General features: G+C 52.4%; 25 protein-coding genes. 22 read left to right on the top strand and 3 right to left on the bottom strand.

Going from position 1 to position 24,545, the window contains the following annotated elements:
* The first annotated feature begins 74 nt into the window (after positions 1–74).
* The 17 genes from CWC48_RS02165 to CWC48_RS02085 all read left to right on the top strand — a co-directional run bounded on the left by CWC48_RS02165 (position 75) and on the right by CWC48_RS02085 (position 16,361).
* On the top strand, positions 75–359 hold the full coding sequence (locus tag CWC48_RS02165; protein WP_100491252.1) for a hypothetical protein: 285 nt from the start codon (positions 75–77) through the stop codon (positions 357–359).
* A 132-nt stretch (positions 360–491) separates the two neighbouring features.
* Entirely contained in the window at positions 492–788 is a 297-nt protein-coding gene (gene ihfB / locus CWC48_RS02160) for an integration host factor subunit beta (RefSeq protein WP_003189779.1), read from the top strand.
* 24 nt (positions 789–812) lie between these two features.
* Positions 813–1,055 carry a lipopolysaccharide assembly protein LapA domain-containing protein gene (locus tag CWC48_RS02155; protein WP_100492492.1) on the top strand — a complete coding sequence of 81 codons (243 nt, stop codon included), beginning with the start codon at positions 813–815 and terminating at the stop codon, positions 1,053–1,055.
* A gap of 430 nt (positions 1,056–1,485) precedes the next feature.
* Entirely contained in the window at positions 1,486–2,832 is a 1,347-nt protein-coding gene (locus CWC48_RS02150; protein WP_100491251.1) for a GNVR domain-containing protein, read from the top strand.
* Between the two features lie 743 nt (positions 2,833–3,575).
* Positions 3,576–3,980: an FdtA/QdtA family cupin domain-containing protein gene (locus CWC48_RS02145; RefSeq protein ID WP_100491250.1), complete on the top strand. Its 405-nt coding sequence runs from the start codon at positions 3,576–3,578 to the stop codon at positions 3,978–3,980.
* Complete coding sequence (locus CWC48_RS02140) at positions 3,973–4,437, top strand: acyltransferase (protein ID WP_100491249.1); 465 nt, start codon at positions 3,973–3,975, stop codon at positions 4,435–4,437. Before CWC48_RS02145 ends, CWC48_RS02140 begins: the two co-directional genes overlap by 8 nt.
* Entirely contained in the window at positions 4,434–5,558 is a 1,125-nt protein-coding gene (locus CWC48_RS02135; protein WP_100491248.1) for a DegT/DnrJ/EryC1/StrS aminotransferase family protein, read from the top strand. Before CWC48_RS02140 ends, CWC48_RS02135 begins: the two co-directional genes overlap by 4 nt.
* Positions 5,559–5,564: 6 nt before the next feature.
* Positions 5,565–6,812: an O-antigen translocase gene (locus CWC48_RS02130; RefSeq protein WP_100491247.1), complete on the top strand. Its 1,248-nt coding sequence runs from the start codon at positions 5,565–5,567 to the stop codon at positions 6,810–6,812.
* A complete protein-coding gene (locus tag CWC48_RS02125; protein ID WP_256581592.1) occupies positions 6,809–7,426 on the top strand; it encodes an acyltransferase in 618 nt (205 codons plus the stop codon). Before CWC48_RS02130 ends, CWC48_RS02125 begins: the two co-directional genes overlap by 4 nt.
* Positions 7,427–7,442: 16 nt before the next feature.
* A complete protein-coding gene (locus CWC48_RS02120) occupies positions 7,443–8,336 on the top strand; it encodes a glycosyltransferase (RefSeq protein WP_157806795.1) in 894 nt (297 codons plus the stop codon).
* 176 nt (positions 8,337–8,512) lie between these two features.
* Positions 8,513–9,646: a hypothetical protein gene (locus CWC48_RS02115; RefSeq protein WP_157806794.1), complete on the top strand. Its 1,134-nt coding sequence runs from the start codon at positions 8,513–8,515 to the stop codon at positions 9,644–9,646.
* Positions 9,643–10,584, top strand: a complete 942-nt coding sequence (locus tag CWC48_RS02110; protein WP_100491244.1) for an NAD(P)-dependent oxidoreductase — start codon at positions 9,643–9,645, stop codon at positions 10,582–10,584. Before CWC48_RS02115 ends, CWC48_RS02110 begins: the two co-directional genes overlap by 4 nt.
* A 142-nt stretch (positions 10,585–10,726) precedes the next feature.
* Positions 10,727–11,842 (top strand): glycosyltransferase family 4 protein, encoded by a 1,116-nt coding sequence (locus tag CWC48_RS02105; RefSeq protein WP_256581591.1) that lies wholly within the window; start codon positions 10,727–10,729, stop codon positions 11,840–11,842.
* Positions 11,832–12,821 (top strand): SDR family oxidoreductase, encoded by a 990-nt coding sequence (locus CWC48_RS02100; protein WP_100491242.1) that lies wholly within the window; start codon positions 11,832–11,834, stop codon positions 12,819–12,821. The genes CWC48_RS02105 and CWC48_RS02100 overlap by 11 nt, the downstream gene beginning before the upstream one ends.
* Positions 12,818–13,834, top strand: coding sequence for a glycosyltransferase family 4 protein (locus tag CWC48_RS02095; RefSeq protein ID WP_100491241.1), 1,017 nt, complete (start codon positions 12,818–12,820; stop codon positions 13,832–13,834). Before CWC48_RS02100 ends, CWC48_RS02095 begins: the two co-directional genes overlap by 4 nt.
* 88 nt (positions 13,835–13,922) lie before the next feature.
* Positions 13,923–15,917, top strand: a complete 1,995-nt coding sequence (locus CWC48_RS02090; protein WP_100491240.1) for a nucleoside-diphosphate sugar epimerase/dehydratase — start codon at positions 13,923–13,925, stop codon at positions 15,915–15,917.
* Positions 15,918–16,028: 111 nt separating this feature from the next.
* Positions 16,029–16,361, top strand: a complete 333-nt coding sequence (locus CWC48_RS02085; RefSeq protein WP_100491239.1) for a ComEA family DNA-binding protein — start codon at positions 16,029–16,031, stop codon at positions 16,359–16,361.
* Between the two features lie 19 nt (positions 16,362–16,380).
* Here the strand turns inward: CWC48_RS02085 and CWC48_RS02080 are convergent, their stop codons facing one another.
* Positions 16,381–16,959 (bottom strand): TetR/AcrR family transcriptional regulator, encoded by a 579-nt coding sequence (locus tag CWC48_RS02080; RefSeq protein ID WP_100491238.1) that lies wholly within the window; start codon positions 16,957–16,959, stop codon positions 16,381–16,383.
* 132 nt (positions 16,960–17,091) lie between these two features.
* Here CWC48_RS02080 and CWC48_RS02075 point away from each other — a divergent pair, with 132 nt between their 5' ends.
* Both CWC48_RS02075 and CWC48_RS02070 read left to right on the top strand, forming a co-directional pair.
* On the top strand, positions 17,092–17,736 hold the full coding sequence (locus CWC48_RS02075) for a GntR family transcriptional regulator (protein ID WP_100491237.1): 645 nt from the start codon (positions 17,092–17,094) through the stop codon (positions 17,734–17,736).
* 15 nt (positions 17,737–17,751) lie between these two features.
* Positions 17,752–18,600 carry a DUF1989 domain-containing protein gene (locus CWC48_RS02070; RefSeq protein WP_100491236.1) on the top strand — a complete coding sequence of 283 codons (849 nt, stop codon included), beginning with the start codon at positions 17,752–17,754 and terminating at the stop codon, positions 18,598–18,600.
* Positions 18,601–18,608: 8 nt separating this feature from the next.
* Here CWC48_RS02070 and CWC48_RS02065 read toward each other — a convergent pair whose 3' ends face one another.
* Complete coding sequence (locus CWC48_RS02065; RefSeq protein WP_012722955.1) at positions 18,609–18,776, bottom strand: DUF2897 family protein; 168 nt, start codon at positions 18,774–18,776, stop codon at positions 18,609–18,611.
* Between the two features lie 112 nt (positions 18,777–18,888).
* Positions 18,889–20,253 (bottom strand): ethanolamine permease, encoded by a 1,365-nt coding sequence (gene eat, locus CWC48_RS02060; protein ID WP_100491235.1) that lies wholly within the window; start codon positions 20,251–20,253, stop codon positions 18,889–18,891.
* A gap of 412 nt (positions 20,254–20,665) precedes the next feature.
* Here eat and kdpF point away from each other — a divergent pair, with 412 nt between their 5' ends.
* The 3 genes from kdpF to kdpB are packed head-to-tail and all read left to right on the top strand — an operon-like array spanning position 20,666 to position 24,532.
* Positions 20,666–20,755: a K(+)-transporting ATPase subunit F gene (gene kdpF / locus CWC48_RS02055; protein ID WP_003218754.1), complete on the top strand. Its 90-nt coding sequence runs from the start codon at positions 20,666–20,668 to the stop codon at positions 20,753–20,755.
* A gap of 9 nt (positions 20,756–20,764) precedes the next feature.
* On the top strand, positions 20,765–22,459 hold the full coding sequence (kdpA, locus tag CWC48_RS02050; RefSeq protein ID WP_100491234.1) for a potassium-transporting ATPase subunit KdpA: 1,695 nt from the start codon (positions 20,765–20,767) through the stop codon (positions 22,457–22,459).
* Positions 22,460–22,474: 15 nt separating this feature from the next.
* The gene (gene kdpB / locus CWC48_RS02045) at positions 22,475–24,532 is read left to right on the top strand and encodes a potassium-transporting ATPase subunit KdpB (protein ID WP_177409466.1); all 2,058 of its coding nucleotides are present in this window, start codon (positions 22,475–22,477) and stop codon (positions 24,530–24,532) included.
* The last annotated feature ends 13 nt before the right edge of the window (positions 24,533–24,545 follow it).

Raw genomic sequence — 24,545 nt, 5'->3', positions numbered from 1 at the left:
GCAGGTCGGTGTCAGAACTGATTATAGTGTGCCAGTAGGTGATCCATGTTTTTGTTGGCTCAATAAGGATTTGAATGAACAGGCTTATTTTAGTATTTGCAGTGGTAATGCTCGTGGGCTGTGCCGCCACCAGTGCCAAGACGTACGTCAAGCGGGGTATCAGCGGCGTCGAGATCGATTGCTCGGGGCTCGGCTCCAATTGGGAAAAGTGCGAGAAACGCGCGGCCAAGGAGTGCGGGATGCAGGGTTACAAAGTCATCACCAGGTCCAGTGATGCTAGGGATGAAGAGGGTGACTACCTGTTTGGTTGGAATCCGGCAGGCGCTGTAACTCGCACCATGCTAGTGATCTGTAATTGAGGGTGGAATGTGCTTACGAAGCGTCGTCTTCCATCCTGCATATTAGTTGCCGGGTGGGCTGTTCAAATTCATCAAGTCATGCTAAAACCTTCGAAGCGCTTTTCCTAGCTGCTTGAAAAAGAAGGGAAAAATATGACGAAGTCGGAGTTGATCGAACGAATTGTCACCCATCAAGGGCTGCTCTCATCCAAGGATGTAGAGCTGGCCATCAAGACCATGCTCGAGCAAATGTCCCAGTGCCTGGCGACCGGAGATCGGATTGAGATCCGTGGGTTTGGCAGCTTTTCTTTGCACTATCGTGCACCACGCGTGGGTCGCAACCCCAAGACAGGCCAGTCCGTCAGCCTTGACGGCAAGTTCGTTCCTCACTTCAAGCCGGGTAAAGAATTGCGTGACCGGGTGAACGAAGAAGAGGAAGAAGGCGTCTGAGTGTTTTTGGGGGAGGGGAAAGTTATGCGTGGGGTTAAGCGCGTTTTGGCGGTGCTGGCGGTGCTGGTTTTTGCGTTGATCGTTTTAGCGTTTGTATTGGAGAACCAGCAGGGTGCCTCTTTGTCTTTCTTTGGCTTTACTACTGGTCAGATACCAGTGTCGGTGTTTATGGTTCTGGCTTTGATTGTTGGAATGCTAATAGGGCCGCTGATGAGCGTACTGGTTCGTAAGCGACTTCGCACGCTCGCTCCTACGGCACGCGTCTAGAGCTTGCTGCAGCATGATTTACCAAGATAGTAGATAAGAAATACAGATGCCGTCTGTCAGATAATTCCTTCGGTATTCCTTTTGCTCGGCGCGCTGTGTCGTTATGCGCCGGCTCGGGAAATCCAGTGATCCAGTCAGAATCATTGGGTGTTCTCTGGCTTCTGTGAAAATTCCTTTCTATTTTTATCCCGCTCGGACGAGAATTAGAGGGCTTGCTTTGGCCGTTTCGGATTTTTCCTACGGCCTTGTCAAGACTTGTAATATGCCAGAGAGATGGCAAAATGAAACCTGTCCTCGATAACGGTCATTTTGTGCACTAAAAATTCGGCAGAGACGCTGGGTTTTAGCGGTCACCCAATTAGAATAAAAAAACACACAATTTGATCTGCATAACGAGCCCGCAGTTTCTCTTTGAAGGCAGGTTTTTGTTGTGAGTAGTAGCTTTCGCTCTCCCGCCGTACATTCAATCGGCGAAATTGACTTTTTTGTACTGTTTCAAGCCATTTGGCGACAGAAAAAGCTAGTTCTGCTTGCCGCTTTCGGCGCAGGCGTGATTGCTTCTACCTATGCCTTTATGGCAACTCCTGAGTACGTGGCAAGGAGTGTGCTGAGGCCTGCTGCTATTAATGAGTTAGATGCCCTGAATCGAACTCAGATCTATCAGTTACCGCCAAGTGAAGCGCTAATCAAAGTCGGTGCGTCTTTAGAGTCCTACGATACACGACTGGGGTTCTTCCGCGCCAATCCAAATATATTCAAGAATTTCGAGCGGCCAGGACGTTCATTGGAGCAGAATTTTGAAGAGTTTAATAAGAAGTCTTTGACTCTGGTTCTTCCTGATTCTAAAAAAGCTAACTCGCTTAGTGCTTATATTGAGATAGAGTTAAAATACCCTAAGCCTATTAATGGGGTCGCCATCTTAAATGGCCTAGTTGCTTATGCGATTGATAAGGAAAGACAGCATGTCGCCGCTGATCTGGAAGTCATTGTAAAAAATAGGTTGGCTGAGCTTGATGGGAAATACCAGGCAGCCAAGGCTAGTTATGAAGTAGAGAAAGAGGCAAAAATTGCAAGTTTTAAAGAGGCTGACGACTTACGTCGAGCACAGCTTCAGGATGAACTCAAAGCACTTGATTCCCAGCTTAAGACATTACGCAGCGACCGGATTACGCAGCTCACGGAAGCTATTACTATCGCTCAGTCGTTGGGCATCAGGAAGCCAACCACTCCCTCATCCCTGGGTGAAGTTGGAAGTATCAGTGGCAATAGTGTCATGCGTACGGAAATCAACAACCAGCAAATTCCTCTCTATTTTATGGGCGTAGAAGCGCTGGAGGCAGAGCGTAAGGTGCTGCGCTTGCGTCGTTCAGATCGTTTTACAGATGGCCGTATCGCTCAAATTGCGAAAGAACTTCAGCTTCTGGAGCGCAACCGCGAAATTCAGGTTTTGAATGATCGCAAGAATGACGACCTCTTTTATACCGGCGTTCAGCCCCTGCGTGCTGAAATCGTGCGTCTGCGTAGCTTGAATTTAGATTTGAGCAGATTAAAAATGGTCAATCTGGATCAGTATGCATTGGAACCACTTGCTCCAGTTTCGCCTAAGAAAACACTCATCATCGTATCCGGGGTTTTGCTCGGGCTGATATTTGGGGTTTTTTTCGTGCTTCTGAAGTATCTCATGTCAAATCGCCCGCCACACAGTTCCAGCTTGACTCGTGTTTCTGTTGATGCCGCATTAGTCGGGCACACGGTTAAAAGCGATCGCGAAAGATAACGTATAGGGCCAGTTGCCCTTCAGGGTTAGCTCTACAACCAGTTACCCTTTGTGTATTGTTTTTTCTTATAGCGTGTCAATGGAAGGAGTTAGAGAAAACTGTATGGCTAGCTTCCATGGGACTCGGAAATTTCAACAGCCTTCTGCTATTACCTTCTGTCAGATTTTTCGACAGTTGTGCCGTTTACTAAGGTGTGCTGAACCGCAAGCTCAATGAAGGGGGCGCGTATTTCTTCTTTTACGAAGCGCTATATCCCTTGTTTTTCAACGGTTCAATGGACGATCTATCTGGGCGAACGAGTAATTGCAGTGCCAGCGGGGCGTTGATCTGATATTTTCGTACATTAGTTTAGATGGCGGGCGGGCGGGCATCCAAAAGCCCTCGTAAGACATCTGCCCAAACGCCGTGAGCAGCGTGCATTACCTGGGAAATCGACGAAAAATGAAAGGCCCTATCCTTGCTACCGTAGGCCGCGGATGACTTTATGCTACTCACTGTTTGCTGCAGCGCTTACTGGGTGCTTCCGGTGCGTCAGACTTTGGCAACGGACCTCACCTTCAGCGTTTATCGCGCTGAGCGGGACGTATGCGTCAGTGAGCGAGCACGACCATGACCCAGGGCTTCTTGAAGGCAACAGGGTTGCTTTGTGGGCACGCTACACTAGGAAGTCGCTCTCCCAGCTAATCGTTGAATCAAAAATAAATTCGGCCACCACGCCAGTGTTGGCTGAGGAGAATTCTGAATGAGCCTGATTAACCTAATTGAATTTGATGTCTTGGGAGACGAGCGAGGTCAGCTTGTTGTGCTTGAGGCAATGAAAAATGTCCCTTTCGACATCAAGCGCGTTTACTACTTGACGGGTACCAAGCCTGACGTACCGCGTGGGTTTCATGCACATAAAGAATTGGAGCAGGTGGCAGTCTGCGTGTCCGGGAAATGCTTGATGATCATGGACGACGGGGTAAGGAAGGAAGAGGTTTGGTTGGACTCTCCTAGCAAAGCTATTTTTATAGACAAGATGGTTTGGCACGAAATGCATCGCTTCAGCCCAGGTTGCGTTTTGCTAGTAATCGCAAGCGATCTGTACGATGAAAATGATTATATTCGCTCGTATTCGGATTTTGTGGGGATGGTAAATAATGACTAACATTCATCCTCTCGCGGACGTTCAAAGTGAGCATATTGGGCCCAGTACTCGGGTGTGGCAATTTTGTGTTGTATTGAAGGGCGCCTTGATTGGAGAGGGCTGCAACCTCTGCGCGCACACATTAATTGAAGGTGACGTTGTTGTTGGGAATAACGTGACGGTTAAGTCGGGCGTCTTCTTATGGGCCGGAACGCGAATTGAGGATGAAGTTTTTATCGGCCCGAACGCAACATTCACCAATGATATATCGCCACGCTCCAAACAATATCCAGAACGTTTTGAAGGTATTACGGTCAGGCAGGGGGCGAGCATAGGCGCCAACGCAACTATCTTGCCGGGTGTCGTCATCGGGCGTTATGCAATGGTCGGCGCCGGGGCGGTTGTGACCAAAGATGTCCCTGAATATGCTGTAGTGGTAGGCAACCCAGCAAAAGTCATTAGGTATATGGAAAAATGATTAACTTTCTAGATTTGAAGTCCGTGAACGCGGTGTTTCACGATGAATTGACTGAGGCTTGCAGCCGAGTTATCCAATCGGGCTGGTACATCGGCGGCCGTGAGCTCGCAACCTTCGAGACTGAGTTTGCTGGGTATTGTGGTTCTAAACATTGTATCGGTGTAGCCAATGGACTCGATGCTTTGGTCTTGACGCTGCGCGCCTGGATGGCTTTGGGCTACCTCAAGGAGGGCGATGAAGTTATCGTACCTGCCAATACCTATATCGCAAGTATTTTAGCGATTTCGGAAAATCGTCTAACGCCCGTACTCGTTGAGCCTGACGTGAAAACCTTCAATCTTTGCCCTGTGAATGTCAGGAAAGCGATAACGTCCAAGACGCGAGCGATACTACCCGTCCATTTATACGGTCAGCTGGCCGATATGCCGAAAATACTCGCGATCGCGGCAGAGCACAAACTTCTCGTGCTGGAAGATTCTGCGCAGTCGCACGGTGCAAGTCTCGATGGTAAAAAAGCCGGCAGTTGGGGGCACGCTTCCGGATTCAGCTTTTATCCCGGTAAGAACCTCGGTGCTTTGGGGGACGCTGGCGCAATAACTACTGACGATCCGGAACTTGCTGATACGCTCCGAGCGCTGCGTAATTACGGCTCTCACGAAAAATACAAAAATTTATATCGCGGGGTTAACAGCCGGCTTGATGAAATTCAAGCGGCGATGTTGAGCGTTAAATTAAAGTACCTGGATGAGCAAACACAGCATCGGCGAGAGATTGCTAGCCTGTATTTGGACGGGATCGATAATCCTGCTATTCAGCTGCCTTCGACAGCAGGTCGTTTGCCTATTGAATTTGAAAGTCATGTTTGGCATCTTTTTGTCATCCGGAGCGCGCAGCGTGACGCACTAAAACAACATTTGGTAGCGAAGGGTGTAGAGACGCTCATCCATTACCCGATACCCCCGCACCAGCAACGTGCTTACTCTGAATGGAGCGACCACTCTTACCCAATTTCCGAAAAAATCCATAATCAGGTACTGAGTCTTCCAATGGGTCCATCGTTGAGCTGGGACGATGCGAGGTTGGTAGTTGATGCGTGCAATAGCTTCTCGGGAAATGGCTGATCGGGAATGACTTTAATCCGAACAAGCCTGCTGAATGCAATTGCCGTATTCATGAAAATGTTGACCTTGTTGGGCATCAATAAAGTCTTGGCGATCTACGTCGGTCCGAGTGGGTATGCCGCACTTGGACAATTTCAGAATGCGGTACAGATGATCACTACCTTTGCCAGTGGTGCCGTTAATACAGGGGTTACTAAATACACGGCTGAGTTTAAAGATGATGTAGCTGCGCAACACCGAGTTTGGCGAACAGCGGGAACAATTGCGTTGTCAGGCTCGCTGTTTTTTTCGCTTTTAATCATTATTTTCAACGAGACCTTGGCAATCTGGTTCCTAAAAGACGCCAGTTTTGGTGGTGTTTTTGTTTGGTTTGGTGCAACTCTGGTACTGTTTACGTTCAATACGCTGATGTTAGCAATATTGAACGGAAAAAAAGAGATTGGTAGGTACGTCGTAGCGAACGTTGCAGGCAGCTTGTTCTCATTGCTTGTTACGGCATTGATGTCGATGTCATATGGCCTTTATGGCGCACTGGTTGCGTTGGCTGTATACCAATCTCTTAGCTGTTTCATTACGTTCTTTTTATGTTTTAAGTCACCATGGTTCAAGTTGTCTTATATGATTGGCGGGCTAGATAAAAAGACCGCGATCAACCTGTCAAAATTTACGGTAATGGCACTTTCATCAGCCTTGTGCGTGCCAATCAGTCATATATTGGTCCGAAACCATCTCGGCGAAACGATTAGCTGGCAGTCCGCAGGTTATTGGGAGGCAATGTGGAGGCTCAGCTCGGCCTATCTGATGCTGGTCACGACGACACTGAGTGTTTACTACTTGCCAAAACTATCAGAGTTGAAAGAGGCCAAGGACATAAAGAATGAGATTCTGCATGGTTATAAAATAATTTTTCCGGTAGCTGTTATATGCGGTCTGATTATGTATTTTTTGCGTGACTTTATAATTTCTGTGCTGTTCACGCCTGACTTTTTACCGATGCGCGATTTGTTCGGTTGGCAGATGGTAGGTGACGTGCTGAAAATCGCCAGTTGGATCTTGGGTTATGTGCTGGCCGCGCGGGCGTACTGGAAGATTTTTGTATTTTCAGAAGTGTTCTTCGCTTTGCTATTCTATGCGTTAGTAATAATGCTTTCTGGTTTTAAATTGGAAAGTGCAGTTATAGCACATGCTATCACCTATGCTTTGCACTTGTGTTTCATGTTTCTGGTTATGAAAAAGAAAGGGGTATTTGCTTGAGCGGCCTATTCAATAAAATCAGAATCTATGGAGTTGGAAGGCTTCCAGTCTATGTGATCATCAAAGTTATCCAGTTTTTTCGTGTAAAGATTTATCGTCATCTCTTTTCCGACAATCGAGTGCAATCTAAGGGAGTAAAGTTCAATCAGCCGGCGCAGTTTGTCGGGCGAGGATCCATTGTATTTGAAACTCAGATAACGGTGGGCGTATGGCCTTCACCCTATTTGATCAGTGGGTACACTTATTTCGAAGCACGAACCGATGCCGCGGAAATAATTGTGGGTGAGGGAACTTGCTTTAATAATTCAGCGGTGGTTATAGCTGATCGTGGCAAAGTTTCGATTGGTCGCCGCTGCATGATAGGCAATAATTTCTTTGTGGCTGATTCTGATTTTCATGGACTGGAAGTTGAAAATAGAACAAATGGTCAATACCAATGTGCAGATGTCTTTATTGGTGATGATGTCTTTTTTGGAAATGATGTCAAGGTGCTAAAGGGGGTGACCATCCATAATGGGTCTGTCATTGGCAGTGGATCCATTGTTACATGCGATGTGCCCGCTGGATGTATATACGCTGGCGTCCCCGCGAAACTAATTAGACACATTTCCTGAAGTGGAGGAAGCGTAATTGAAGAGTAGTGATTATGTATCTAGCCCATTGGTGACCATGTGTGTGCCTGTCTATAATCATGAACATTTCGTGGTGGACAGCGTCAGAAGTATCATTGAGCAAACTTATCAAAATATTGAATTGATCATTATTGATGACGGCTCTACAGACCGCTCGGCAGAAAAAGTTGCAAGTCTGATAGAAGAGTGTGAGGCACGATTTACTCGATTTAAGTTCATCTCACGCCCTAATAAGGGGTTGTCTGGAACGTTGAATGATGCTTTGCAATGGGCGTCGGGCACTTATTTCTCTGCACTTGCCTCTGATGACATTCTGTATCCGACCAAAACCGCAGTATTGATTAAGCACATGCTTGATAATCCTGGATGTGTTGCTTCATTTGGCTCCGTGTCGCTGATCGACGATCAAGGTGTTGAGAGAGGTTTCAGAAAGAGCGCAGGAAAGCACAAGTTTGATGAGATTTTCTTGCTGAAGACTGAGTTGCCGGCGCCCGCCAGTATGGTGGTCTTGCAGGCAATCATCGAAGCGGGCAGCTATAATCCAGAGGTTAAGATAGAAGACTGGGATATGTGGATGCGACTGACGAAAGGGAATGACAAGTTTGTAGAGGTTCTTCCCGATGTCCTTGCGAAATACCGCATGCACCCTGCAAATACTATGAAGCAACATGATCTTGTGCATAAGGGACTGCTATTGATTGTCAGTCAACATCAGGATCACCCTCTTTATAATCGCGTGTTATGCATTTTAAATTGTGTTCGATTCAGGAATTTGGCAGCAGGTCGAAAAAAAGAAGCGTTAGGTTTACTTGTCGAGCTTCTAGCTAATCCTTACAGCTACCGTGAGCCTCGGATGTATCAGGGTGTTCTGCATCTATTGCTTAAATGGTGAGGTGATTGAATAGTCTCTGTTTTTTGTTGTGCGTGAAATGTGCTAGGTGACTAAGAGTGATAATTGTGGAAAATGTTCAGGTTAGGCCCGTCAATAGACGTATGTCGATGTTCGGCGCGTTCTTGGTATTGGTTTTGGTGCTAGGGTTTCCGCGAATTTACGGTACGGAGATACCCATGGCTCTGGTTCTTATGCCATTTTATCTTTCGGGCTTCTGTCGTTTTTTTCTCGCTCGTGGCTGGTTTGCTGCTATCTTTTGTGTTTTATTCTCAATATGGATGATCGGTGGTTTTCTTGCTTATTTGAATGGAGAAGGCGAGAGTCGTGATCTTTTTTTTCATATTGTTGTTTCTGTCAAAGTGCTACTGAACTTCTTTTTTGGCTATGTCATTTGTCGTGTCATTCTTGCCAGGCCTTCGGCACTTAGCGCTTGGCTGCTATTCCAGGCCGTCGTCATCGTGCTTACGATGTTAAGTAATGATTTTTATTCATTCATGCTTGGTTTTATTTCGCCACGTTCAGCAGACGTATTTCAGCATATCTATGGCCTCAGGGCTTTGGGTTTTGGGCTGTTCCATGTTGACGGCGCGTTGACGATCGTACTGGCGTTGTTTTTCAGTATCCTGATATCTGAATCAAAATTTATGAATGGTCTATTGCTGATCCTCTTGCTACCCCTGTCGATGGCGGTAGCGAGAAGCGCAGTTGTGGCGTATGCGATTATGAGCGTCTTCAGAAAAGGCATTTTGTTTAAGGTGTTTTTGGCTTTGGCACTGCTTGTGATGATCGTGCTGAGTTTTTATGTGGAAAGTGGGCCGCTATTTGAAGCGACTGAAATTTTTCGGAACTTGTTCCAGCGTGGTGAGCTAAAAAGCCAGAGCGTCAACGTGTTATCAGAGATGTACACTCTTCCGGACACAATGACTGAGTGGTTATTTGGCGGGGGGCAGTACTTCTCTGGGAGTGAAGATACCTTGGAATTCTATAAGGGTACCGATGTCGGATACCTCAGAATTCTTTATTTTTCAGGTGTGGGCTCAGTGTTTGCCTATATTTTGCTGAATTCCTATTTTTTGCTTGGATTGATTTTTACCCCTGGTGGCGCGGAATTCTTGAAAGTTCGGCATTTTGCCTTTGCTTTGACCATTATCTTTCTGATCATCAATTTCAAGGGGTTGCAGGGAATGCCGATTTTCGCTGTTGCTCTCTATGTATATGCTGTGGAATTCCGTAGAAAGCAAGGTGCTCCCCTTATCGTAAGGCCTGACGTACCTTTAAATGAGTGTTCAGGCGAGAAGGAGCTGAGATGAAAGCGTTGGTATTGGGTGCAAATGGCTTCATTGGTTCAAGTCTTATTCAGTACTTGATTGAGCAAGGTATGCAGGTGCGGGTTTTGACGCGTAAGGGGCTCACACATGCTCATCCATCGGTCGAAACCGTCATTGGCGATTTGGTTGGGAATAATATCAACTATCCCGAGTTACTCGCGGGTTGCGATGTGATATTCAACTGTGCAGGCGAGATCCATAATGAGCAGTTGATGCATCCGCTCCATGTGGACGCTACGGCTAAGTTGCTGGACGCGGTGGCGGTGGCTACAGCTCAAGGTCAAACGATGCGGTGGGTTCAGCTGAGCAGTGTCGGGGCCTATGGCCCTTCTCGATCGAAGAGTCGTGTAGTGACTGAAGACACGCCTACGAACCCTATCGGGACTTATGAAATTACCAAGACGCTAGCGGATTCCTTGATCCTCATGCGTCAGATGCCAGAGTTTTTTTCATTTGCCATACTGCGTCCTTCCAATGTGTTTGGACCGACAATGTCCAACAATTCGTTGAGACAGCTTGGTCAGATGGTGAAGAGAGGACGGTTTTTTTTCATCGGCTTTTCGCCTGCGACGGCCACCTACATTCATGTTGATGATGTGGTTTCGGCGCTCTATAAATGTGCTACTAACCCGCGAGCGAAAGGGCAGGTATTCAACCTTTCAAATGATTGTATGATGCCAGAACTCATCGCCGGCATGGCACGTGCGCAGGGCGTATCAACGCCTGGTTTGGTAGTGCCAGAGTTCATGGTACGTCTGGCGGTAGCGATAATTTCGCCACTGACCCGCGGTCGGATCACCCAGAAACGCGTTGATGCTCTGGTGAGTCACACGTCCTATCCCGCTCAGAAAGCCATGGATCTATTGGAGTTTGCGCCCGGCAAGCCTGTTCCAGATAGTATAGGTGAGCTTTTTGGTTAATCATTTACCCATTAGCGACTCATTAATGGGCTCCAGAGTAATTAGTGTATGGCAAAATATGACGTTTTCAACGCAGGCTGTGAGGTGAGATTTGGCTGACAGGAAATTGCGAGTAGCGCGTGTCTCGACAGTACCTTTTTTCGTGCTTACTCAGTTGAGCTCTCAAATTCAAACGCTTCAGGCGCTGGGAACGGAAATTACGGTAATAGCCAGTGATGACGAGTTCGCAGATAAAATGGCTATCCTCGCTGATGTGGCCTTTATGCCCATCAACATTTCAAGAAATATCAGCCCGCTAAACGATCTGGTCAGTTTGATGAAGTTGTTTCGCGTATTTAAGTCGAGTCAGTTCGATATCGTCCATTCGACCACGCCCAAAGCAGGTTTGCTGTGCGCAATAGCTGCATTCGTTGCACGTACCCCAGTTCGAATTCATACGTTCACTGGACAGCCTTGGGTGACAATGTCTGGCATCAAGCGCCTTGTTCTGAAGTGTTGTGACAGATTAATAGGTGTTTTGAACACGCACTGTTATACAGACAGTAAAAGTCAGCGTCAGTTTCTTGTGGATAACAATATTGTCGGTGCCGCGAACATCAGTGTTCTTGGCAGTGGGTCATTGGCGGGTGTCGATCTAAAACGGTTTAGCCGAGCTAAGTATACCGAAGACGAAATGCTTTCCTTGAAAGAACAACTTAGTATTCCGGCTGAAAGCAAGGTCATACTTTTTGTCGGCAGAATCACTCAAGATAAAGGCATTCAGGAACTGGTCGACGCCTTTCAATGCATTGCTTCACAGAACGTGTCACTTCACTTGCTATTGGTGGGGCCTTTCGAGGACAACGGCCAGGCTATTGTGGACTCTGTCAGTGGCAGTGATGTCGCAACGCGCATACACAGTGTTGGTTTTTCGGACGAGCCCGAAAAATATATGGCAATTGCAGACTTGCTTTGCTTGCCCAGTTATCGTGAAGGCTTCGGTACAGTTGTTATCGAGGCTGGCGCTATGGAACTGCCGACCGTAGGAACCGATATCTATGGTCTCTCCGACGCTGTTGTAGATGGCGTCACAGGTGTCCTGGTCCCGCCGAGGGATACGCGGTCTCTTGGCAATGCACTAGCACGCTTATTGGTTGAGGAAGATACTCGGCTGAGCATGGGGGCACACGCCAGTGCAAGGGCTCACTCCGAATTCAGTTCGGTCAAATGCGCAACGTTATTGTTAGACGATTATAAGAGGCTTTTGAATGAGCGCTGATGAATTGGAGAGGGCTTCTCGTGTAGCGGTGACGGGCGCAAGCGGCTTTGTAGGCGGTGCTTTGGTCAAGCTACTCTCGGCGCACGACAACTTTGAGCCGGTAGCCATTTACAGAGCTTCGCCGGAACGACTTCCTTTGGGGTGCGAAACGTTTGTGTGTGGTGACTTGACGCCATACACGGATTTTACCGCCGCATTGAAAGGAGTTGATAGCGTTGTTCATTGCGCCGCCCGTGTGCACGTCATGGACGAGCGTGCTGCCGATCCGATGGCTGAATTCAGGCTGGCGAATGTGGCGGCAACTCACAACCTCGCCAAGCAGGCAGCACAGTGCGGTGTAACGCGTTTTGTCTTCATTAGTTCTATCAAAGTTAATGGTGAGTCGACTGAGCCGGGTCACGCATATCGAGCAGATGATGTTCCCATGCCCAGTGACATCTATGGGGTCTCCAAAATGGAGGCAGAGGAAGGGCTGAGAAGTATTGCCGCTGAAACAGGTATGGATGTCGTCATCATTCGCCCAGTGCTTGTATATGGGCCCGGCGTGAAAGCTAACTTCTTCAATATGATGAGATGGTTGAGTAAGGGTATCATACTGCCGTTCGGTGCAATCAATAACAGACGTAGCCTTGTATCTCTTTATAATCTGGTGGACTTGATAAGCGTTTGCCTTGAGCACCCCGCCGCTGCAAATCAGACGTTTCTGGTGAGTGATGGGGAGGACGTGTCGACCACGCAGTTGCTTAAAAGGATGTCGAATGCGCTCCATTGCCGTGCCCGATTGCTACCTGTGCCCAGCAGTTTGCTCGTCGCTGCCGCTAGGATCCTGAACAAAAAGCCGTTGTCTCAACGCCTATGCGGAAACTTGCAGGTTGATATTGAAAAGAACCGCTTATTGTTGGGGTGGACACCTCCGATGTCCGTTGAACAAGGTTTTGCATTGACCGCGGAGAGCTTTCAGGGGAGAACGGATAAATGATTTGGGCTATAGGTTTAGTGCTATCCACGTCATTTCTACTGACTGCGATGTTACGTCAGTACGCTTTATCGCGCAGAATGATAGATGTTCCAAATGCACGCAGCTCTCATTCTATTCCGACGCCCCGTGGCGGTGGTTTGGCGATCGTTATCACCGTGATGCTTTCACTCGTCGGTCTGTACTTTACGGGCATTATTAACTTTTCGGTGTTTGGTTCCTTATTTCTGGCAGGTGGCTTGGTTGCTGTAATTGGCTTCATGGATGACCATGGGCATATCGCAGCGCGTTGGCGCCTATTGGGGCATTTTTCTGCGGCCGCAATTGTGCTTTTCTGGTCTGGCGGCTTGCCGATCATTGATTTCTTCGGGTTGCCTTTGGACTTGCATCATGTGGGTTACGTCTTCGGTGCGTTGTATCTAGTGTGGATGCTCAATCTATATAATTTCATGGATGGAATTGATGGACTGGCGAGTATCGAAGCTATTTGTGTATGTTTGGGTATGTGTGTTGTTTACCTGATCTCCGGGCAAACCAGCCTGATTCCGGTGAATTTGCTGTTTGCATTTTCCGTGGCAGGTTTTTTGTACTGGAACTTTCCCTCAGCAAAAATTTTCATGGGCGATGCGGGCAGTGGCTTTATAGGCATAGTGCTCGCGGGGCTTTCTATTCAGGCGGCTTGGTTGTCTGCTGATCTACTATGGTGCTGGCTCATCCTTCTGGGCGTGTTCGTTGTCGATGCGACGGTTACCTTGTTACGTCGACTGCTACGTGGTGCGCGTGTCTACGAAGCTCATCGCAGTCATGCCTATCAATACGCATCACGCCAAGTGGGCCGCCACGCTCCAGTGACCTTGACCGTATGTCTAATCAACGTGTTTTGGCTACTACCACTGGCAGTTTGTGTCGCATACTCGCTGCTGAGCGGCGCAATGGCGTTGGTTGTAGCTTATATTCCCTTGGTTGTTTTGGCCGTTCGTTTCCGTGCGGGCGAGTTAGAAGGGGCGCGCACCTAAAGGACCACGTGTAGGCTTTTTAGTGCACCGCTTCGATTAGCGATGTTCCATCGTAATGTTGTACAAATTTAGGTTGTTTGAGGGAGCTATGGATAAGTTCAGGGTGTTTTTACAAGGTCTTCCGCGCAGGCAAAAAAGGCTTATTCAGATAGCCGTCGATGTTGTTCTTATTTGGTGTGCCTTGTGGCTGGCTTTTGTTGTACGTTTGGGGATTGATGAAATGCCCAATCCGTTGGTACAACACCTTTGGTTGTTTGTAAGCGCAACGTTTGTCGCCATTCCTCTTTTTGCGAGATTCGGACTTTATCGTGCGGTAATGAGGTATTTCGGCAATGATGCGCTTATTGCAATTATTAAAGCAGTCAGTTTGTCTTCTTTGATCCTTGGGGTTATTGTTTACTGGTATAGCAACCACCAAAACGTTGTTCCACGCTCTATTATTTTCAATTATTGGTGGCTCAGCGTAATTATGGTCGGTGGGTTGCGTTTAGCGATGCGCCAGTTTTTCCTTGGTGACTGGTTCTCAGCTGCTCAACATGTACCCTTTACTAGCCGAGACGATGGGCTGCCCCGAGTTGCAATTTATGGTGCCGGTGCGGCGGGCAATCAGTTGGTTGCGGCATTGAGAATTGGCAGGGTCATGCGTCCGGTTGCCTTCATCGACGATGATCAAAGTATTTCCAACAGGGTAATTTCCGGACTCCAAGTTTACAAGCCTACACACATTCAGAAGATGATAGATGCAACTGGGGCTCAGGAAATCTTGCTTGCGGTGCCTTCCTCCCCACGTGCACGACGCAGAGAGATTCTTGGCTTTCTTGAAGGCTATCCTCTTCATATCCGCAGCGTGCCTGGGTTTATGGATTTAGCCAGTGGTCGTGTTAAGGTTGATGATATTCAGGAAGTGGATATTGCGGACCTGCTTGGCCGTGACGCGGTACCTGCCCAAGCAGAACTCTTGGAACACTGCATTACGGGTAAGGCCGTGCTCGTAACCGGTGCGGGCGGGTCTATCGGGTCTGAACTCTGCCGGCAAATCCTTGAATTACGCCCCACCTGTCTCGTATTGTTCGAGCACAGTGAGTTTAATCTTTATAGCATCCTCTCTGAGCTTGAACAGCGTGTTATGAGAGAAGCTTTGTCCGTGCGATTGTTGCCAATTCTTGGCTCTGTTCGTAATCAAGAAAAAATATTTGATGTATTGAAAACCTGGCGCATTGAGACTGTTTATCATGCTGCGGCCTACAAGCATGTGCCCATGGTTGAGCATAATATTGCCGAAGGCGTTCTCAATAATGTAATTGGCACCCTGAATACTGCTCAGGCTGCCGTGCAAGCAGGTGTGGCTAACTTTGTTCTGATTTCAACAGATAAGGCCGTGCGCCCGACGAATGTGATGGGCAGTACGAAACGTCTCGCTGAAATGACACTTCAAGCGTTGAGTCGTGAACTGGCACCTGTTTTTTTCGGTGATAACTCCAATATTTCCAGAGTTAATAAAACTCGCTTCACCATGGTGCGTTTTGGTAATGTGCTCGGTTCATCAGGTTCTGTGATCCCGCTTTTCCATAAGCAAATCAAGTCCGGCGGGCCACTGACAGTTACGCATCCGAAAATCACTCGCTACTTCATGACTATTCCCGAGGCGGCGCAGTTGGTTGTTCAAGCGGGCTCTATGGGGCGTGGGGGAGATGTTTTTGTTCTTGATATGGGGGAGCCGGTTAAAATCGCAGAGCTTGCTGAAAAAATGATTCATCTGTCAGGGCTCAGTGTCCGCTCAGAGAAAAACTTCCACGGCGATATTGCGATTGAATTTACCGGTTTACGCCCTGGCGAAAAGTTGTATGAAGAGCTGCTCATCGGCGATAACGTTGTCGCGACTCAGCACCCGATGATCATGAGTGCCAACGAAGATTACTTACCGTGGGACGTTTTGAAGGTCAAGCTGACTGAGTTGCTAGCAGCCGTAGAGCTGGACGATTACGCCCGCGTCCGCCAACTCCTGCGCGACACCGTCAGCGGCTATTCCCCCGACGGCGAAATCGTCGACTGGATCTACCAACAGCGCCGCCTTGAGCCGTGATTTAACACTCTGTTACTCAAGCATTTTTGACGAATCCCCACCATCGCCTAAGTTAGAAAAGCAGCTTCGGAAAAGCTGCTTTTCTCTTACCAATGTCATGGAGCGTCACCAATGCAAAACACCTACCTCACCTCCCTAATCTTCGCCTTCCTCACCACCCTCTCAGTCACCGCCACCGCAGCCCCTTCCATCAAGCCCGAAGCCCCAGCCCCTATCACCGCCCAACTGTCGAAGGCCGAGCAATCCGCCAAGGTCAACCTGAACGCCGCCGACGCCGAAACCTTGCGCCGCGACCTGTTCGGCATCGGTGCTGCCAAAGCCAAGGCGATCGTTGCCTACCGCGAAAGCAATGGTCCGTTCACGGCGGTGGATGAGTTGTTGGAGGTGAAGGGGATCGGTAAGGCGTTGCTGGAGAAGAACCGCGATCGGCTTGTAATCAACTAAGCCAACCAGGGGAGGCCGGTCACTGACCGGCTTTTTCATCTTCTGAAACCTGGGTTTTCAAGCTGTCTCGCACCACCTCCATGATTCGCATGGCGAGTGCCTTGTCCTCGACACTTCGGGCGAGTACCAAGGCCCCTACCAGGGTCGACATCATCACCAAGCCCTGTGCGTCACCCCGGCCATCTGCCAAAGCCGTTTCAATCTGTTGGACACGAGCGTTGAGTACCGCATCCGTCGTCTTGCTGTGCTGGCCTCTGAGCCCGAGTTCGGAGGACATGGTCGGCAATGGGCAGCCTTCACCCGGCGAGTTCAGGTGCCATTCCGACAGGTAACTATCAATGAATGCTTCCAGCGGCCGTTCCTGGCTGAACAGCATTTTGCAATGTGCATCCAGCTCGGTGGCTGCGGTCTGCAGGGATTTTTCGACCAGTTCATCTTTGGATTTGAAATGCGCGTAGAAGCCGCCGTGCGTCAGGTTCAGTGCTTTCATCAAAGGCTGCAAGCCGGTGGCGCCGATGCCGTCGCGGCGAAAGCGTATGGAGGCTTCCTTGATGATGCGTTGGTGGGTCTGGGCTTTGTGGTCGGATGAGTAACGCATAGGTCGGCCTCGGTGACAGGCTGGCATTTTAACCAACTTGAATAGTTTTACACGCGTGGTCTAAGCGCTGACGTTTGGCATGAAAAGTGATTACCTCTACGTATAGGATTGTTCAACAATCGTGAGGTAGCCATGACACTCAGTTTGTCTTTAGCCGACCAGATTGCCCTGGAGCTTCGCACTGACATCATCGGCGGGCGGCTGTTGCCAGGAATGCCGTTGGTCGAAGTGGAGTTGGTGAAAGCCTATAACGCCTCGCGCAATACGATTCGCGAGGCGTTGCATCGGCTGGGCCAGGAAGGGTTGACCCGTTACGTACGTAACAAAGGGGTGATGGTCCGGCGGTTGGCGCGGGACGAAGTGCGTGATTTGTTTGTCGTCCGTCGCACGCTGGAGTTGCAGGCCATCGCCCAGAGTGGCGCTCTGACGGAGGAGCAATCCGAGCGCATGCAGAACGCCATCGACGCCACCACCCTGGCCCGTGAGCGCGAAGACTGGCGTGCGGTCGCCACTCACAGCCTGGTGTTTCACCAACACATCGTCAGCTTGATGCGCAGTCCCTTGTTCGATGAGTTTTTTGCCCAGGTGATCGCCCAGCTACGCCTGGTGTTTTGCGCCGCGCCCGATGAGCAACGCTTCCAGTCGCCTTGGTTGGAGCGTGATCGCGAGATTTATAGGTTACTGGTCCAGCAGGATAGACCGGCGGCAGGGGAGGCGATGAGCCTGTACCTGGATGATTCGGAACACCTGTCGTTGGCCTTGTTCAATCACCCCTGATCGAGGATTCGCATCATGTACAAAGACTATCCGGCCGCTTATCAGGTCAGTAAAGGTTCGGCGTTGCAGGTCGACACGGCGTTTTACGAGCGTGTGCGTGATCGAAAACAGCAACGCACACTGATTGAGCAGTTTGAAGTGCCGATTCGCACGGGCAGGGCGTGGAAGGTACCGGCCGGGCATGTGTTCCGTGTGACTACGCCGGTCGGTCCGCAGGTGGGTGACTTCAACGTGTGGAACGCCAACGACCCACGCGAGCGTTTATGGGCGGCGCGTACGCGTCAGCTGCAAGGTGCCCATGTCAGCACCCATGACCGCTTGTGGTCGAACCTGCCATTCCTGCGGCCTTTGGTGACGATCACCGATGACAGCCTGGCCAGTTACGGCATCGATGAGCACGGCGGGCGTCTGCATGATTTGCTGGGTACGCGCTGTGATCCGTATGTGAACCGCATGCTCACTGGCGAGGACTTCCACCACCATTGTCACTCGAACCTGACCCGCGCGGTTTTACCCCACGGTCTGACGGAATTCGACGTGCATGACGTGCTGAATATTTTCCAGTGCACGGGCCTGAATCATGACGACATGTATTTCATGAAAGCCTGCCCGGCGCAGAAGGGCGATTACCTGGAATTTTTTGCCGAGATTGATTTGCTGTGCGCGTTGTCGACGTGTCCCGGTGGGGATTTGTCGCTGCCGATGTGGGGGCCTGAGGCGCAGGATCCGCTGACGGTGTGCCGCCCGCTTGGGGTTGAGATCTATAAGCTGGAGGATGAGTTGCTGAACGGCTGGAGCCAGCCGGAACGTGCTGCCTACAAGGGGCAGCACGGTTTGCATATTGCCAAGGCGGCTTGGGAGTAAAACAAGGTTCAGCGATCCTGCGCGTCCTTGGCATCCGCCTGGGCGTTGCGCTCGGCCACCCGCTTGCGTTGTTCGTCGGTGAGTTCCACTTTGTTGGCGCTGTCACGCAGCATCATCAGTCCACCGACGATCGACCCGATGGCGACCACTAAAATCAACCATGCATACCACGGCATAAGGCTCTCCTTGAGGCAGATTGCCGTGGGAGAGTTTTCCCACGGTAATAACTGCTTTGAGTGACGGGCTTTCTTACTAGTTCAGTGTAGGCCCGTTCTGCCCCGTAGTAGATCAGAGCCCGGTCAACATCGCATCCGCCGGTGCATCGGCACGGTCTTGCGCAGTCATCTGGAAGTAGGCGAACCCCACCACCATAAAGCCCAGGAAGATCAGCCCGATCAGCGCGTTGAACCAGGCCATGGCCACCAGGCACACCACCGCCAGCACCAGCGCAATGCCCGGCACGATGGGGTAACCCGGTGCGCGGAAGGTGCGTTCCAGCAGGGGTTCGGTCTTACGCAGTTTGAACAGGCTGAGCATGCTCATGATGTACATCACGATGGCGCCGAATACCGCCATGGTGATCATCGCCGCGGTGAGGGTCATGCCGCCCAGGTTGATCAGGCCGTCGCTGTAGATCGCTGCGATACCGACCACGCCGCCGGCAATGATTGCTCGGTGGGGAGTCTGAAAGCGCGACAATTTGGCGAGGAAAGATGGCAGGTAGCCGGCGCGGGCCAGGGCGAAGAATTGGCGCGAGTAGCCGAGGATGATGCCGTGGAAGCTTGCCACCAGGCCAAACAGGCCGATCCATACCAGCATGTGCAGCCAGCCGGAGTTATCGCCGACCACCGTTTTCATGGCTTGTGGCAACGGGTCGTTGATGTTCGACAGGGTGCGCCAGTCACCCACGCCGCCGGCAAAGAACATCACACCCATGGCCAGGATCACCAGGGTCAGGATGCCGCTGATGTAGGCCTTTGGAATGGTGCGCTTCGGATCTTTGGCTTCTTCGGCGGCCATGGCGGCGCCTTCGATGGCAAGGAAGAACCAGATGGCGAAGGGAATTGCGGCAAACATGCCGGCAATCGCCGGTGCGCCGAACGTGTCGGAACCGGCCCAGCCATTCAGGGCAAAGTTACTGAAGCTGAAGGCGGGCGCCACTACGCCCATGAACACCAGCAACTCAGCGACGGCGAGCACGCACACCACCAGTTCGAAGGTGGCGGCGAGCTTGACGCCGAGGATGTTCAGGCCCATGAACACGATGTAGGCACCGACAGCAGCGTGTTTGGGGTCCAGCGCCGGGAACTGCACATTCAGGTAGGCGCCGATGGCCAAGGCGATGGCGGGCGGTGCGAAAACGAATTCGATCAAGGTCGCGAGCCCCGCGATCAAGCCGCCTTTCTCACCAAAGGCGCGACGGCTGTAGGCAAACGGACCACCCGCATGGGGAATCGCGGTGGTCAGTTCGGTGAAGCTGAAAATGAAACAGGTGTACATCGCGGCGACCATCAATGAGGTCACCAGGAAGCCCAGGGTCCCGGCGACGCCCCAGCCATAGCTCCAGCCGAAGTATTCACCGGAAATGACCAGGCCGACGGCGATACCCCATAAGTGCAGGGTGCCCAAGGTGGGTTTGAGTTGAGTGTTCATTGTGTTGCTCCCTGAACGGTTTGGAATGATTCAAGGTGTTGCAGCGTGCATGCCAGGCTGAGAATCATTGTCGTAAAGCGGTGCAAGTGTCGCCACGGGAACGGTTTGGCGTTTGAATTTCCCCTGTGTTGCACCAGATAAGTGCTGTGTTGACTCAGCCGGCGCCTTCGCGGGCAAGCCCGCTCCCACATTGGAGCGTGTATTTCCTGCTGAAACGCGGGCGAGTGTGGGAGCTGGGCTTGCCCGCGATGGGGCCCTTGAAGACCCCCACACCTACCCCTGTAAACCCCGCATAAATCCACTCTTTACGCCGTCTTTACGCCCTGCCTACCCCCTCGCTCTCGTTCCTTTACGCCACTCCTGCCGACAATTGCCCCACACGCGGCACTCGCCGCTAAACGGAGAGACTTCCATGAGCGTTCTGGACGGGGTGTCACTGCTATTGGCCGTGGCGCTGTTCATTTATCTGCTGGTTGCGCTGTTACGCGCGGATCGGAACTAGGAGCGGGCTATGCACAGTTATGACTATTGGCTGATCATCGCCTTCTTCGCCGTGGTACTGGTGCCGGCACCGTTCCTGGGGCGGTTCTATTACAAGGTGATGGAGGGGCAGCGCACCTGGCTCACGCCGGTATTGGGCCCGGTGGAACGTACCTGTTATCGCCTGTCGGGCGTGGATGAGCAGCAGGAACAGAGCTGGCAGAAGTACATGCTGGCCTTGCTCGCGTTCAACCTCGCGGGCTTTTTGATGTTGTTCGCGATCCTGCTGTTCCAGGACTACCTCCCACTGAACCCGCAGAAATTGCCGGGGCAGGAGTGGACCCTGGCCTTCAACACCGCGGTCAGTTTCATGACCAACACCAACTGGCAGTCCTACAGCGGTGAGGCATCCTTGAGTTACCTCAGCCAGATGGCCGGCCTGACGGTGCAGAACTTCGTCAGCGCGGCGACCGGTCTGGCGGTCTTGGTCGCGCTTTGCCGTGGGATCGGTCGCAAATCCACCAAGACGCTGGGCAACTTCTGGGTCGATATGACCCGCGCCACGCTCTACGGCCTGCTGCCGTTGTGCCTGGTGCTGGCGTTGTTCCTAGTGTGGCAGGGCGTGCCGCAGACCTTCGCTCACTACGTTGACGCCGTGACAATGCAAGGCGTGGATCAAGTGATTCCCCTGGGCCCGGCGGCGAGCCAGATTGCGATCAAGCAATTGGGCACCAACGGCGGCGGCTTCTTCGGTGTCAACTCGGCACACCCGTTTGAAGACCCGACCGCATGGGCCAACCTGTTTGAGTTGGCGGCCATCATCCTGATCCCGGTGGCGCTGGTGTTCACCTTCGGCCACTACGTCAAAGACCTGCGTCAGAGCCGCGCGATCCTCGGCTGCATGCTGGCGCTGTTCCTGATCGGCGGCGCGACCTCGTTGTGGGCCGAATACCAGCCCAATCCTACCCTGAATAATCCGGCCGTGGAGCAAACCGCGCCGCTGGAAGGCAAGGAAGCCCGCTTCGGCACCACCGGTACGGTGCTGTGGTCGGTGACGACGACGGCGGCGTCCAACGGTTCGGTCAACGGCATGCAGGACAGCCTCAACCCCCTCAGCGGCATGGTTGCACTGGTCAACATGATGGTCGGCGAAGTGATCTTCGGCGGCGTCGGCGCCGGCATGTACGGCATGTTGCTCAACGTGTTGATTGCGGTGTTCCTCGCCGGCCTGATGATCGGCCGCACCCCGGAATACCTGGGCAAAAAGCTACAGGCCAAGGAAGTGCAATTGCTGGTCGTGACCCTCTTGGTGATGCCGGTTGGCGTGCTGGTGCTCGGCGCCATTGCCGCGAGCCTGCCCGGCCCGGCCGGTGCCATCAGTAACCCTGGCCCCCACGGTTTCAGCCAGTTGCTCTACGCCTACACCTCAGCCAGTGCCAACAACGGCTCGGCATTCGGCGGTTTCAGCGCCAACACCCCGTTCCACAACCTGATGCTGGGCCTGGGCATGTTGATCGGTCGCTTCGGCTACATCCTTCCGGTGCTGGCACTGGCCGGCAGCCTGGCGATGAAGAAGACCGCACCGATCGGCCAGAACAGCTTCCCGACCCATGGCCCGCTGTTCGTGACCCTGTTGACCGTGACCATTTTGCTGGTGGGCGGCCTGACTTTCCTGCCAACGCTGGCGTTAGGCCCCATCGCTGAACACTTGAGCATGGGCTTCTAGTAAAGGGATATGAAAATGAATATGCCTGCAAAAAACGCGGCCCCGGTCAAAACTCAGGAGCCCGCCAAAACCGCCATCTCAGCCCTGTGGCGCCCGGCGCTGGTCCAGGCGTTCGTCAAGCTGGACCCGCGTCAACTGCAACGCTCGCCGGTGATGCTGGTGGTCGAGCTGACCGCCATCCTCACCACCGTGTTGTGCTTCGTGCCCGACACCAGCGTGCCGACCTATGTCGCCGTGCAAATCGCCGTCTGGCTGTGGTTCACCGTCCTGTTCGCCAACTTCGCCGAAGCCTTGGCCGAAGGGCGTGGCAAGGCGCGTGCCGACAGCCTCAAGGCTGGCAGCGAAGGCCTGAGCGCACGTCGCAAGGAGGCGGATGGCAGCTTCAAGGTCGTGCCGGCCACCAGTCTGCGCAAAGGTGATGTGGTGCGCGTTGCCGCCGGGGAAATGATCCCCGGTGACGGCGAAGTCATCGAAGGTATCGCGGCGGTCAACGAAGCCGCGATCACCGGTGAGTCCGCCCCCGTCATCCGTGAATCCGGCGGCGACCGTTCGGCCGTCACCGGCAACACCCGACTGGTATCGGACTGGCTGCTGATCCGCATCACCGCGAACCCGGGCGAGTCGACACTCGACCGCATGATCGCCCTGGTGGAAGGTGCCAAACGCCAGAAAACCCCCAACGAAGTCGCGCTGGATATCCTGCTGATCGGCCTGACCCTGATCTTCCTGTTGGTGGTGGTGACCCTGCAGCCGTTCGCCCACTTCGCCAGTGGCAGCTTGCCCCTGGTGTTCCTGGTCGCACTGCTGGTGACGCTGATTCCTACCACCATTGGCGGTTTGCTCTCGGCCATCGGTATCGCTGGCATGGACCGCCTGGTGCGTCTCAACGTGATCGCCAAGTCCGGCCGTGCCGTGGAAGCGGCGGGGGACGTGCATGTGTTGCTGCTGGACAAGACCGGCACCATCACCTTTGGTAACCGTCGGTGTGCGGCGGTTGTCGCGGCGCCTGGCGTCAGCGGCAGGGAAGTCGCCGAAGGGGCGTTGTTTGCCTCGCTGGCGGATGACACGGCGGAAGGTAAATCCATCGTCGAATACCTGCGCGCCTTGCACCCTCAGGCCGAGCCGACTGCGGACGAGCTGACGGCCGTGCCGTTCAGTGCCGAAACCCGGCTGTCCGGCGTTGATCATCAGGGCCGCGTATTCCGTAAAGGCGCGGTGGATTCGCTGTTGGCGTTCATCGGTCTACAACGTCGCGACCTGCAGCCCGCGCTGTCGCGGGAAATCGACAAGATCGCCCAAAGCGGCGGCACCCCGTTGCTGGTGTGTGCCGATGGCAAGTTGCTCGGCGCGATCCACCTGAAGGACGTGGTCAAGCCCGGCATCCGCGAGCGTTTCGCCGAACTGCGCAAACTGGGCATCCGTACCGTGATGGTCACCGGCGACAACCCACTGACCGCCGCCGCGATTGCTGCCGAAGCGGGCGTGGACGACGTGCTGGCTGAAGCCACGCCAGAGAAAAAACTCGCCCGCATTCGTCATGAGCAGAACGACGGTCGCCTGGTGGCGATGTGCGGCGACGGCGCCAACGACGCCCCGGCGCTGGCCCAGGCTGACGTCGGCATGGCGATGAACGATGGCACCCAGGCTGCTCGCGAAGCCGCCAACATGGTTGACCTCGACAGCGACCCGACCAAGCTGCTGGACGTGGTGCAGATCGGCAAGGAATTGCTGGTGACGCGCGGCGCGCTGACCACCTTTTCCATTGCCAACGACGTGGCCAAGTACTTCGCGATCCTGCCGGCGCTGTTTGCCTCGATCTACCCGCAACTCGGCGTGCTCAACGTGATGCACCTGCAGAGCCCGCAGAGCGCGATCCTCTCGGCCATCGTGTTCAACGCGCTGATCATCGTGGTGCTGATTCCCCTGGCGCTGCGCGGTGTGCGTGTGCAGGCGGCGAGTGCGGCGGCGTTGCTGCGGCGCAACCTGTTGATCTACGGGTTGGGCGGGATCCTGGTGCCGTTCGTGGGCATCAAGGCGATCGACATGCTGTTGACTGCGCTGCACCTGGTTTGACCCTATTCCTGTG

The sequence above is a fragment of the Pseudomonas sp. S10E 269 genome, from assembly GCF_002798465.1.
GTDB lineage: Bacteria > Pseudomonadota > Gammaproteobacteria > Pseudomonadales > Pseudomonadaceae > Aquipseudomonas > Aquipseudomonas pergaminensis.
This window is presented reverse-complemented; position numbering and strand designations above follow the sequence as displayed.

Excerpts from the sequence above, each read along its gene's own strand:
- CWC48_RS02135 (WP_100491248.1), top strand. The coding sequence starts at position 4,434 with ATGATTAACTTTCTAGATTTGAAGTCCGTGAACGCGGTGTTTCACGAT.
- kdpF (WP_003218754.1), top strand. The coding sequence starts at position 20,666 with ATGAGCGTTCTGGACGGGGTGTCACTGCTATTGGCCGTGGCGCTGTTC.
- CWC48_RS02080 (WP_100491238.1), bottom strand. The coding sequence starts at position 16,959 with ATGCGTTACTCATCCGACCACAAAGCCCAGACCCACCAACGCATCATC.
- CWC48_RS02155 (WP_100492492.1), top strand. The coding sequence starts at position 813 with ATGCGTGGGGTTAAGCGCGTTTTGGCGGTGCTGGCGGTGCTGGTTTTT.
- CWC48_RS02130 (WP_100491247.1), top strand. The coding sequence starts at position 5,565 with ATGACTTTAATCCGAACAAGCCTGCTGAATGCAATTGCCGTATTCATG.
- CWC48_RS02165 (WP_100491252.1), top strand. The coding sequence starts at position 75 with ATGAACAGGCTTATTTTAGTATTTGCAGTGGTAATGCTCGTGGGCTGT.
- CWC48_RS02145 (WP_100491250.1), top strand. The coding sequence starts at position 3,576 with ATGAGCCTGATTAACCTAATTGAATTTGATGTCTTGGGAGACGAGCGA.
- CWC48_RS02110 (WP_100491244.1), top strand. The coding sequence starts at position 9,643 with ATGAAAGCGTTGGTATTGGGTGCAAATGGCTTCATTGGTTCAAGTCTT.
- CWC48_RS02095 (WP_100491241.1), top strand. The coding sequence starts at position 12,818 with ATGATTTGGGCTATAGGTTTAGTGCTATCCACGTCATTTCTACTGACT.
- CWC48_RS02065 (WP_012722955.1), bottom strand. The coding sequence starts at position 18,776 with ATGCCGTGGTATGCATGGTTGATTTTAGTGGTCGCCATCGGGTCGATC.
- CWC48_RS02075 (WP_100491237.1), top strand. The coding sequence starts at position 17,092 with ATGACACTCAGTTTGTCTTTAGCCGACCAGATTGCCCTGGAGCTTCGC.
- kdpA (WP_100491234.1), top strand. The coding sequence starts at position 20,765 with ATGCACAGTTATGACTATTGGCTGATCATCGCCTTCTTCGCCGTGGTA.
- CWC48_RS02100 (WP_100491242.1), top strand. The coding sequence starts at position 11,832 with ATGAGCGCTGATGAATTGGAGAGGGCTTCTCGTGTAGCGGTGACGGGC.
- ihfB (WP_003189779.1), top strand. The coding sequence starts at position 492 with ATGACGAAGTCGGAGTTGATCGAACGAATTGTCACCCATCAAGGGCTG.
- CWC48_RS02070 (WP_100491236.1), top strand. The coding sequence starts at position 17,752 with ATGTACAAAGACTATCCGGCCGCTTATCAGGTCAGTAAAGGTTCGGCG.
- CWC48_RS02115 (WP_157806794.1), top strand. The coding sequence starts at position 8,513 with ATGGCTCTGGTTCTTATGCCATTTTATCTTTCGGGCTTCTGTCGTTTT.
- eat (WP_100491235.1), bottom strand. The coding sequence starts at position 20,253 with ATGAACACTCAACTCAAACCCACCTTGGGCACCCTGCACTTATGGGGT.
- CWC48_RS02140 (WP_100491249.1), top strand. The coding sequence starts at position 3,973 with ATGACTAACATTCATCCTCTCGCGGACGTTCAAAGTGAGCATATTGGG.
- kdpB (WP_177409466.1), top strand. The coding sequence starts at position 22,475 with ATGAATATGCCTGCAAAAAACGCGGCCCCGGTCAAAACTCAGGAGCCC.
- CWC48_RS02090 (WP_100491240.1), top strand. The coding sequence starts at position 13,923 with ATGGATAAGTTCAGGGTGTTTTTACAAGGTCTTCCGCGCAGGCAAAAA.
- CWC48_RS02085 (WP_100491239.1), top strand. The coding sequence starts at position 16,029 with ATGCAAAACACCTACCTCACCTCCCTAATCTTCGCCTTCCTCACCACC.